Here is a 9,815-nt window from a genome sequence, read left to right on the forward strand (position 1 = left end):
AGTGTTTTGGTCTTCATAGGTATGATGAAGACCATTTTGTCGACGTTCGCTGAGTGTCTTGGTCTTCATCGGTATGATTGAACGTTACTTCGCACTTTCCTCCAATTGTGTCGTAAAGAAATAGTAATCATCATCAAACTTTGCATTAAATTGGCCTTGAGTGGGGGTCTGACCCCAAAGACATTTCATCTTTTCGTTCATTTAAAATATCTTGAATAATTTCCATATGAAAGGCTGCCCATGCTTTTTCACGAAAGTGAAGAATCACGCTTATAATGAGGATAAATAGATAGATAAAGCCAAAGGTTACCCAAAGCACACTCCCTAGTAAGTCAGTGATTTGCTTCGAAAACATGAGCAGCAGCCATGGAACGGAGGTTAAAAAGATCGGGATAAAGCCGGATCCGTTTTTCTCTTTGACCATTCGATAATAAATGAGTCTTAATATATCGCTACCCAAAGATTGATAAAGAGCCATGATTTCTTCTATTTCTACCAACTCTTTCAAATCATTGACAGATTCTTTTTTATGTACAGTTTTTTGTAGTTGAAGATATACTTTATGTGCATCCCCTCGGTATGAAAACATAGTGCAAAGAGCCCCTTTAGAAAAATTTTCCTCGTGTATTAACAATGATAGAATGCATCAGATTAACATCCCTTATACATCATATACAACAAAACACCGTAGGGACGGTTCAACTAATCCATAGGGCATGGTACGAAATTTATCTGAAATTATAAAGGGGTAAGCCCTGCTGCGAAGGCAGCGGGGCTTACCCCTTTATTGTTCCGAAAAGAACCGTCCCCTGCTTCCCCATGGTTCTACATCGTTGTTTTAATTCTATCCGCGTGCGGGTCTGCACCTAACCCCATCGGTAAAAAGTAACCGTCTTGATCAAACATCATTTCGTGAAGGTCCTCTAATACTTCGATATTTTCTTTGTCCTTTAACTCATTAAAAATGACTTCTGAGACAAATAACTCACCGATATGAAGGGTATTTGGAATCCGGACAATTCGTGCCTCTTCCGGTGCGACGCCCCAGGTAGCGCGTAGGGCTGCTTTTAGGGCTTCTTGGTCATTATCAAGCACAATCGGAATATTGGCTCGAGCTAAAAAGGTACTGGTGACAACATTTTCATTCATAGCTGGATGATCAATTTTTTCAAATAGACGCTTCGTTGTTAGATCAGATAGGCCAATCCCAAGCGCATTCCCATGGCTCACTTCACTTAAATTCGATGCAATAATATATTTGATGGCAGGCTTGGACGGTTCTGTTACGCCCAATACACGAATACGGCCAATAATATTCGTATCCATACCGGTGCCGCTATAGTTTTTACCAATTTCATCTACGACCAAAATATCGATTTCATCGACTGGAAGACTTGGCATCAAGGCAAAGGCTTTTTTCAATAATTCTCTTTCACGTTCTTCAATTTGCTCTGGTTCAATGGCTTCAATAATGGCCGTTTCTTCATGAGCATTTTCCACAATGGCGACACCAAATAGTGTTTTGGAATTGGCAATTGCTACTTTTCCAACTTCAGGCATCATTTCACTGATTCCCTTAATGCCATAGGTATGTAAAGCCAATGCTTGTTTATGTTTCCCCATGCCGATGGAGGCCATTTTTAAGACGCCGCTTTCAATTTTATTTTTAAAATCTGTATGCGGCTTCACACGGCCCATCACGATGATTCCATCTGCATTGTACGCAATCTTATCCACATAAACAGGGATGCCTTCTGACGTGACTCCCACTTCCACGACATCCATGGATGAACGAATTTCGCAGCCAGTGTATTCCTCCGTTATACCTAATCCTTCCAGCATCTCTTTTTGCCCTTCAGCCGTAGCGCCTCCGTGGCTTCCCATGGCAGGAATGACAAACGGGGTTGCTCCTCTTTTTTTAATTTCATCCGCCACGCTTTTAACGATCAAAGGAATATTGGCAATTCCTCTGCTTCCGGCGGTAATGGCAATTTCCATGCCGGGTTTTATTTTTTCATCGGCGTTTACACGAAGAAATTGCTCTGTAACCGTTCCTGGGATATCCTTTAGACTCTCTACATGAAATGTTTGTCTTATTTTTGCGAATCTCGGTAATGCCATCATACATTTCTCCTTTCAAACTACACACGGAATAAAGGAACTTTCACATCAATCGAAATAGACAAAGGCAGCAAGAGACCTTTCATAGGGCCTCTTGCTAAATGGATTTAATTACAATGTTTCAGGGGCTAATTCAATCGCCATGCGAAGCGCTTCTTTTAACGAAAGCTCATCCGCAATATTTTTTCCCGCGATATCAAAAGCCGTTCCATGGTCAACGCTTGTACGAATGATTGGAAGACCGACCGTAATATTGACTCCGGCTTCAAGGCCTAATACCTTAATTGGTCCGTGCCCTTGATCATGATATTGTGCCACAACGATGTCAAAATCACCGCGTTTTGCTCTAAAGAATAACGTATCTGCCGGAAGCGGACCTTGTACATTAATTCCTTCTGCCTGTGCTTTCTCAACGGCTGGGATAATTTTTTCTTCTTCTTCACCATTTCCGAAAAGTCCATTTTCCCCAGCATGTGGGTTAATCCCGCAAACGGCGATTCTTGGTGATTTAATCCCCGCTTTTTCTAATGTTTCATGAGCAAGTTTAATCACGGTATATTGACGTTCTGCATTATTTTTTTTAATGGCATCCATCAAACCAATATGGGTTGTCACATGGATCACGCGTAAACCAGGGGCAGATAACATCATCGCAAAATCTTTTGTGTTGGTTAATTCCGCTAAAATTTCTGTGTGTCCTGGATAAATATGACCCGCTTTATGGAGCGCTTCTTTATTTAATGGAGCCGTACAAATTCCTTGAATTTTCTTTTCATTAGCATAGGAAATGGCCCGTTCTAAATAGCGGAATGCTGCATTTCCGGCTTCAGGAGAAACTTGTCCCCATGGTAAATCTTCTGATACTAAATCTAAATCGATAATATCGATGGTTCCATTTTCGAATTTTGCCTCTTCAGGATTTGCAATGCTGTTTAATTGAAGCTCGATATTCGTTACTGCTAAAGCTCTTTTCAGAATTTTCAGGTCGCCAACCACAAATGGACGGCAATTTTCATAGATGTGTTGATCATTCAAAGATTTAACGATAATTTCAGGACCAACTCCTGATGGATCCCCCATTGTAATCGCGATAACTGGTTTATTTGCAGCCATAATTATTTCCTCCCGTTAGTACATCTTATTTTTGCCAAGCATATGTCGAATGGCAAATAACTTGTAGTCCGACATATACTTGGCGTTTTTCCTACTCTATTTAAAAATTGATTCGGTAAAAGCTTCTTTTTCATCACACAATGCTTTCCATTAATAGTTACTTATTCTTTGGAGCGCTTTAGCAAGTGATTCCACTGTTCCAAAGGCACCCGCTTTTGTCACAATCGGTAACCCGTCAAATGTACCGCCGAACAATTTCCCATAAGGAATACCTGCTTCGACTTCACCAATGACGCGAATTCCTTCGCCCTTTAATACTTTACAAGTTGCCCCTGCAATATCTCCACCTGTTAAAATCGCACCAGAAATGCGCTTACTTTCTATTAGCTGACCAGCGATTTCTCCCATCGCTACGGCAATGGTCGTGCCTACATCGAAGTTCGATAAACCGCCGGAAAGTTGGAGACCCTTTACCTTATTGATCGCCTCTTGCCCAGGATTAGTTGATATCACTAAATCACTTTTTTCGAGGATTGCTTGTCCTGCTTTCACAATCCGCTCAATTTCAAGTTTTCTCCTATCTTCGAAAAAGAATTCTTCTGGAGAAATAACGATTTCTTCAACATCATGTTTCTCTTTCAGTTCTTGAATTTGTCGGTGTGTAATCGACTTCACACTTCCCGCAACCACTAGTACCGGAAGCCTTTCACCATCCTGATTCTTTTGCAAAGGCTCTTCACGAAAACCTGTGTCGAAAAGATGAGAGGCAATTCCAGCTGAACCAACCCAAAGGAAATTCTCATGTAACATGTTTGCCGCTTCGACAATCGTCTGTAATTCTTCATCCGTTGTGGCATCAACGATGATAATTTTTGGCGTTGTACTTGAAGACAACGTATTCATTTTTTCAGATAAATGACGTTTTCCTTTGCGCACATCCGAAATGGAAATCAATTCGACTTTCCGCTTACTTTGTTCCTGCAATAATGTTGGCAGGTAACTGATCTTTACTGGACTGACGGGGTCATGGGCAATTTCAGTTTCCCCTAATAGCACACCATTGACATAATGATTTCCATTCATGGTCATTCGATTGCTTTTCGGAAAAGCTGGTACCACGAACGACGTCTTAAACTTAAACACATCCATAACCGCATCAATTTCTGCCCCAATATGTCCCCTCATAGTGGAATCTACCTTCTTAAACACATTTGAAACGTTCAATTTGTTCAATTGTGTGGATAGATTAAAAACAACATCGTAAGCCTTTCCAAAAGGGTATGCACGACTATCTGAATTTAAAACGATCACATCTTCACTCATATGGGCCCGCTGTAATTGTGTATCTGAAAATAGCACTGTCGTTTTTAGACCTTGTTTGGCAAACTGGACACCGGTATCATTGGCGCCAGTTAAATCATCTGCGATAACTGCTAGTTTCACCTATCTCCAGGCCTCCTTTTATACATAAATAGTTTGCATTCTTTGCGTTTCTTTCATTCCCTCATAGCGCTCGATACAACTTCATTTTTAGTATTTACAGCCATAATCATAAACCAAAATGGTGCATAATGCAATATTCAAGAAAAGGATATTTTCCTAATCTAAAATACGTTGCTTTTTGCAACAAAACAGTTATATTATCTGCACAAAAAAAAAAAACGCAAGCTAGTCTTTTAGCTTGCGCCACAAGGTAGAACGGTTAATCCCTAAACGTTTGGCCGCTTTTGATTGGTTCAGCCCTTCCTCTTCAAGAACCTTCGAAATCACTTGTTTTTCGATTTCTTCTAATGTGCCGCTTATATCGACCGGGGTGAAAGCCTCATTCACTTCTTGCTGCTCTAATCGTTTAAAAACAGTTTCAACTACTTCCTTCTCAATATAATAGGAATGGGATTCTAAAAATAATTGCTCGATGACCTTTTTAAGCTGTTCTACATTGCCAGGCCAATCATAGTTGGTCAGTTCCTCTAGTGCATCTTGTCTGATCCCCACAACACCGTTTCCATATTTCGGATGTAATTCTGAAATAAATACATGAACCAAATCCTCAATATCATGTCTGCGTTCCCGGAGTGGCGGGATATGGATTTTTAATGGTGCTAATAGTTGATACAATTCCCGATGAAATTGTCCACTTTTGACCTTTTCCTCAATGGTATCTCCTGATGACGCCAGAAATTGTAGCTTTTTATCCTTTTCAGACTGAAGGATCTGATATAATTCCTTTTGCATATAGGCGTTCAATTTATCGATATTTTTAAAATAGAGAACACCATTCGCATATTTCTCAAAAAAGGCATCGTTCATCAGTTCTTTCAGTTGTTCTTCCCTTACTACCTCACAATAAACCGTGATAAATGGTTCATTCATGGTTTCCCTTTTTACATAAATGGAGTGAGCTGCTACATCTTTGCCATTTCCTTCTTCCCCGGAAATCCATACCGGTTCGGAACTTTTACTGTATTGATTGATTTGCTTTAACACCTTCTGAATCGATTCACTTTTTCCAGTCATGGGGGTGTAGGAAGCGAATGGCTGGAACTCTATTGCATCGGAGTTCATGTCCCGTCCCTGTTCCACCCCTTGGTGAAGATGATTTTTTTCAAAAAATAAAATCATTCCCTCTTCTTGAGGACATGTGGTGATGTGCCAAAAGGACTGGTTGATGTGAAGCGTTTTGGTTTGCTTTTCACCCGTTAAGGCAGTTTCTTGAATCACCTTTTTTACCTCTGGTGAATTCTTTAGTTCCATCCAATGAAGATCTTTCGCGAACCGTTCATTCTCATAGACAATGTTCTCTTCCCGATTGATCACAATGATGGCCTGTTCATTGCAATCGAGGATCGATCGAAATAAAGACACATCCTGCTGCAGCCGCGAGAATAAGCGATAGGACCTTCGCACTTCTTCCAATGCCTCAAGAATGGCTTCCTTTCCAGATGTGATGAGAACGCCTGTCAGGCCTAATTGTTTGGCCGCTTGAACCGTGACCACGTCTCCAATGACCACTTCATAGCCCTGTTTTTTTAATTTTGTTAAGGTTTCTTTCACCTCAACTTCTTTTGTAATCGTATAGGTTTGGATGTCAAAATCAAGAAGTTTACAGATTGTTGCAGCACCATGTGTAATGTTCGAGAATCCCACGATTGCAGCTTTACTTGAAAATCCTTTTACAAGTGTTAAAATGCGCAAAACATCATAGCCAGACACTTGAATGTCAATCACTGGGATCGATACTGCTTCCTGAATCATAGAAGCGGTACCGCCGCGGCTGATGATCACATGATAGCCGTCCATTTCAGCATTCTTCGCAATGGCCACACCTTCATATAAATTCCCTAATCGGATCTCTAGCTGAATATCGTCAACCTCTTGATTCATTTCTTTCATCATTTCATACAGTCCCTCATATGGGACAATTACCAATGCTTTTATCATGTTCTACTCACCTTCTACTGCAAAAAGTCATCTATCTTCTATTGTAGACGTTAAGAATGGCTGAGCACTTTATTCATGCTGCCGCTCGTATAGCCCTGCAGATCTAGGGTGACATATTTATATCCGAATCGCTGCAGGTTCTCCATGATCTCTGTATGCTTTGTTAAAACGATCCCCATATCTTCTGGCTCCACTTCAATCCTGGCAATATCCTGATGGGTACGAACACGCACTTGTCTAATACCCAGCCCTTTTAAATATTCCTCAGATTTTTCAACCTTTGTTAATTTCTCTTGGGTAATGGTTTCACCGTAAGCGATTCGTGAGGATAAACAAGCGAGCGATGGTTTTTCCCATGTAGGAAGGTGTAACTGTTTCGAAAGCTCACGAATTTCTTCTTTATAAAGATTCGCTTCTTGAAGCGGGCCGCGAACACCATGTTCTTTGGCGGCACGTACACCGGGACGATGTTCACTCATATCATCCGCAATCAAACCATAGACCACGTTTGTAAAACCCTTCTCGCGCATAATCGGAACGATTTCCTCGAACAATCCATTTTTACAGAAGTAACAGCGGTTCCGGTCATTTTCAGCGTATCCTGGAATATTCAATTCAGAGGTTTCAATCACTTGATGTGTGGCACCAATTAGGATGGCCAGTTTCTTCGCTTCTTCTAATTCACTTGAAGGATACGTTTCAGAATCAGCCGTAACAGCCAAGACCTGTTCAACCCCTAACACATCAACGGCAACTTTTAGTAGCAACGTACTATCGACACCGCCCGAAAAAGCAACAACCACATTCCCCATCTCTTTTAAGATCTCTTTCAGCCGTTCATATTTTTCATTCATATTAATCCCACCGATCAGGTATATTTCCAAATTATAGTCATATCTCGCACAATTAACCCGTAACGAGAGAGTATTTTTCTATCCGAATAGAACATATGCATTTTGCAACACTACTCAATTATAAGCTAATTTCTGCCAAAGTGAAAGCGTGACGAAAGGGTAAAAAGGCGAAAAAAAAGAAACCATTTTATACAATTGATAAAATGGTCACTTTGGTTATTTTTAAACAAATACACTTAAAATTAACGTAAATACTAAGCCAGATACAGCCACAATAGTGGAGAGAATCGTATAGGTTCCAAATGCTTCTTTCAAGGTCATTCCTAAAGATTCTTTTACCATCCAGAATCCAGCATCATTCACGTGTGAAGCGATCGCACTTCCAGCTCCAGTTGCAAGCGTGACGAGTGCCAAGTTCACATCAGGCATGGTTGAAATTAACGGAAGCACAAGCGCCGGAGTTGCTAATGTTGCAACCGTTCCAGAGCCTAAACAGATCCGTAATAATGCTGCGACAATCCAGGCAAACAGAATCGGTGACATTGAAGTACCTTCAAATAATTTAGCGATATAATCACCAACACCGCCATCCACAAGCACTTGTTTTAAGGCACCGCCGCCGCCAATAATTAAAAGCAGCATCCCCAATGCATTAACGGCTGATGAACAAGATTCCATCAGATCCTTGACCGGAATTCTTCTGCGAAGTCCCATTGTGTAAACGGCCAGCAATACAGAAAGCAACATAGCAGTCGAAGAGGTCCCGATAAAACGAATAAATACGATGAACGAATTATCTTTAAATCCTAAAGCTGGCTGTGTCATATCAACGATGGCACCTAAAGCCATTAAGATGACAGGGAATAATGCTGTAAAAACACTGATTCCAAAACCAGGTGTTTCTTCTAATTTGAATGTTTTTTGAACACCAAAGGATGCGCTTCCTTCTCTAGTGAAAGCAGTTGGCACAATTTTTATGGCAAGCTTCGGATAAAAAATACCAGCGATAATAACAGTTGGAATCGCCACAATAATTCCATAAATCAATACCATACCAACATTTGCTTGATATTCTGCAGCGACAGCGATTGGACCCGGATGCGGCGGCAAGAAAGCATGTGCCGCTAAGGCCGCTGTCACCATTGGAAGGCCTAATTTTACAATCGAAACTTTTAATTCTTTCGCGATAGAGAAAATAATTGGAACTAATAATACAATGGTTACTTCAAGGAATAAGGCAATCCCGACAATAAAGGAAGCAAATAGAATCGCCCATTGAATTCTTTTTTCCCCGAACTTCTCAATTAAGGTATTGGCAATCCGATTGGCACCACCTGCATCAGCAATTAACCGGCCGAGCATGGCACCTAGTCCAAAGATTAAACCGATATGACCAAGCGTCCCGCCTAAACCGCTTTCAATCGAATGAACAACATCCTTCATTGGTATTCCTAATGATAAAGCAACAACAAATGAAACAATGATTAAGGAAACAAAGGTATTTAATTTGAAACCCATAATTAAAATAATTAATAGCAATACCCCTATTGCAACAATTAATAATGGCATGATAGTCCTCCCAAAGTATTCGTAATAGTTTTTATATCGTAATGAGGCAGCTTATTTCTTTTACACAAACCGTTTATAGACTATTTTTTCCCACAACCTTTCGATACGTTCACCAATTAATGAAATCTGTTAACAATTTGTTCACAATTGGAAGTGTTTACAATTAGATGTAAAAAAAAGTATATTCCTTTTGTGATAAAAATCGTTTGATGAAAGTTTTTAATTTTAGCAGCAATATGTCCTTGATCAATCGGAAAATAGATAATATTGCAACACATATTCGCCATTTGCCGCCTGAATGAATACGAAATCTACTAATCTGTTGATTATCGCATCACATTGTGAATAAAAAAATTTTATACCGTAAGAATAAACTTGTCAAGGGGACAAATCAGAATAAAGGTGTTTGTTTTTTCAACGAGTCCATAGGCGAGTCCATAGGGACGGTTCTCATCGTTTTTTTTAGAGCCGCAGGAACTGTCCTCATTGCACCATCTATTCGAGGGTAATTAGGAGAATTCCTGATTATGTGTTACACTTTGACTACCATTTGATTTACTTGTTTGTGTGTGCCCTGCTCATTCGTGAGTGGGGCTCCTGTTTTTTAAAAGAAAAAATAAGGGCTAGGCGCCTTCTATAAATTTTCTATAAAATAAAAAAAGCAGACTCTATAAAGAGCCTGCTTAGTTTGTTCCTATTATTAAGCTTTACGCACGT

At 40.2% G+C, this 9,815-nt stretch carries 7 protein-coding genes; all 7 read right to left on the bottom strand.

Translation table 11 applies throughout. The annotated features are described in order from the left end of the window. Positions 1 to 145: 145 nt before the first annotated feature. Positions 146 to 589 carry a hypothetical protein gene (locus BABA_RS11625; protein ID WP_007085384.1) on the bottom strand — a complete coding sequence of 148 codons (444 nt, stop codon included), beginning with the start codon at positions 587 to 589 and terminating at the stop codon, positions 146 to 148. A 236-nt stretch (positions 590 to 825) separates the two neighbouring features. After that, a complete protein-coding gene (locus BABA_RS11630) occupies positions 826 to 2,121 on the bottom strand; it encodes a nickel pincer cofactor-dependent isomerase, group 22 (protein ID WP_007085385.1) in 1,296 nt (431 codons plus the stop codon). A gap of 111 nt (positions 2,122 to 2,232) precedes the next feature. Further along, entirely contained in the window at positions 2,233 to 3,234 is a 1,002-nt protein-coding gene (gene pdxA / locus BABA_RS11635) for a 4-hydroxythreonine-4-phosphate dehydrogenase PdxA (protein WP_007085386.1), read from the bottom strand. Positions 3,235 to 3,384: 150 nt separating this feature from the next. Beyond that, a complete protein-coding gene (locus BABA_RS11640; protein WP_007085387.1) occupies positions 3,385 to 4,677 on the bottom strand; it encodes a four-carbon acid sugar kinase family protein in 1,293 nt (430 codons plus the stop codon). Between the two features lie 225 nt (positions 4,678 to 4,902). Continuing rightward, positions 4,903 to 6,675, bottom strand: coding sequence for a sigma-54-dependent Fis family transcriptional regulator (locus BABA_RS11645; RefSeq protein ID WP_007085388.1), 1,773 nt, complete (start codon positions 6,673 to 6,675; stop codon positions 4,903 to 4,905). A gap of 50 nt (positions 6,676 to 6,725) precedes the next feature. Beyond that, positions 6,726 to 7,529 carry an ATP-dependent sacrificial sulfur transferase LarE gene (gene larE / locus BABA_RS11650; RefSeq protein WP_007085389.1) on the bottom strand — a complete coding sequence of 268 codons (804 nt, stop codon included), beginning with the start codon at positions 7,527 to 7,529 and terminating at the stop codon, positions 6,726 to 6,728. Between the two features lie 222 nt (positions 7,530 to 7,751). Continuing rightward, the gene (locus BABA_RS11655; protein WP_007085390.1) at positions 7,752 to 9,098 is read right to left on the bottom strand and encodes a gluconate:H+ symporter; all 1,347 of its coding nucleotides are present in this window, start codon (positions 9,096 to 9,098) and stop codon (positions 7,752 to 7,754) included. Positions 9,099 to 9,815: the final 717 nt, after the last annotated feature.

This window comes from Neobacillus bataviensis LMG 21833, assembly GCF_000307875.1.
GTDB lineage: Bacteria > Bacillota > Bacilli > Bacillales > Cytobacillaceae > Neobacillus > Neobacillus bataviensis.

Bases quoted from the DNA above. Each gene is read 5' to 3' on its own strand.
- larE (WP_007085389.1), bottom strand. From the start codon at position 7,529: ATGAATGAAAAATATGAACGGCTGAAAGAGATCTTAAAAGAGATGGGG.
- BABA_RS11630 (WP_007085385.1), bottom strand. From the start codon at position 2,121: ATGGCATTACCGAGATTCGCAAAAATAAGACAAACATTTCATGTAGAG.
- BABA_RS11645 (WP_007085388.1), bottom strand. From the start codon at position 6,675: ATGATAAAAGCATTGGTAATTGTCCCATATGAGGGACTGTATGAAATG.
- BABA_RS11625 (WP_007085384.1), bottom strand. From the start codon at position 589: ATGTTTTCATACCGAGGGGATGCACATAAAGTATATCTTCAACTACAA.
- pdxA (WP_007085386.1), bottom strand. From the start codon at position 3,234: ATGGCTGCAAATAAACCAGTTATCGCGATTACAATGGGGGATCCATCA.
- BABA_RS11655 (WP_007085390.1), bottom strand. From the start codon at position 9,098: ATGCCATTATTAATTGTTGCAATAGGGGTATTGCTATTAATTATTTTA.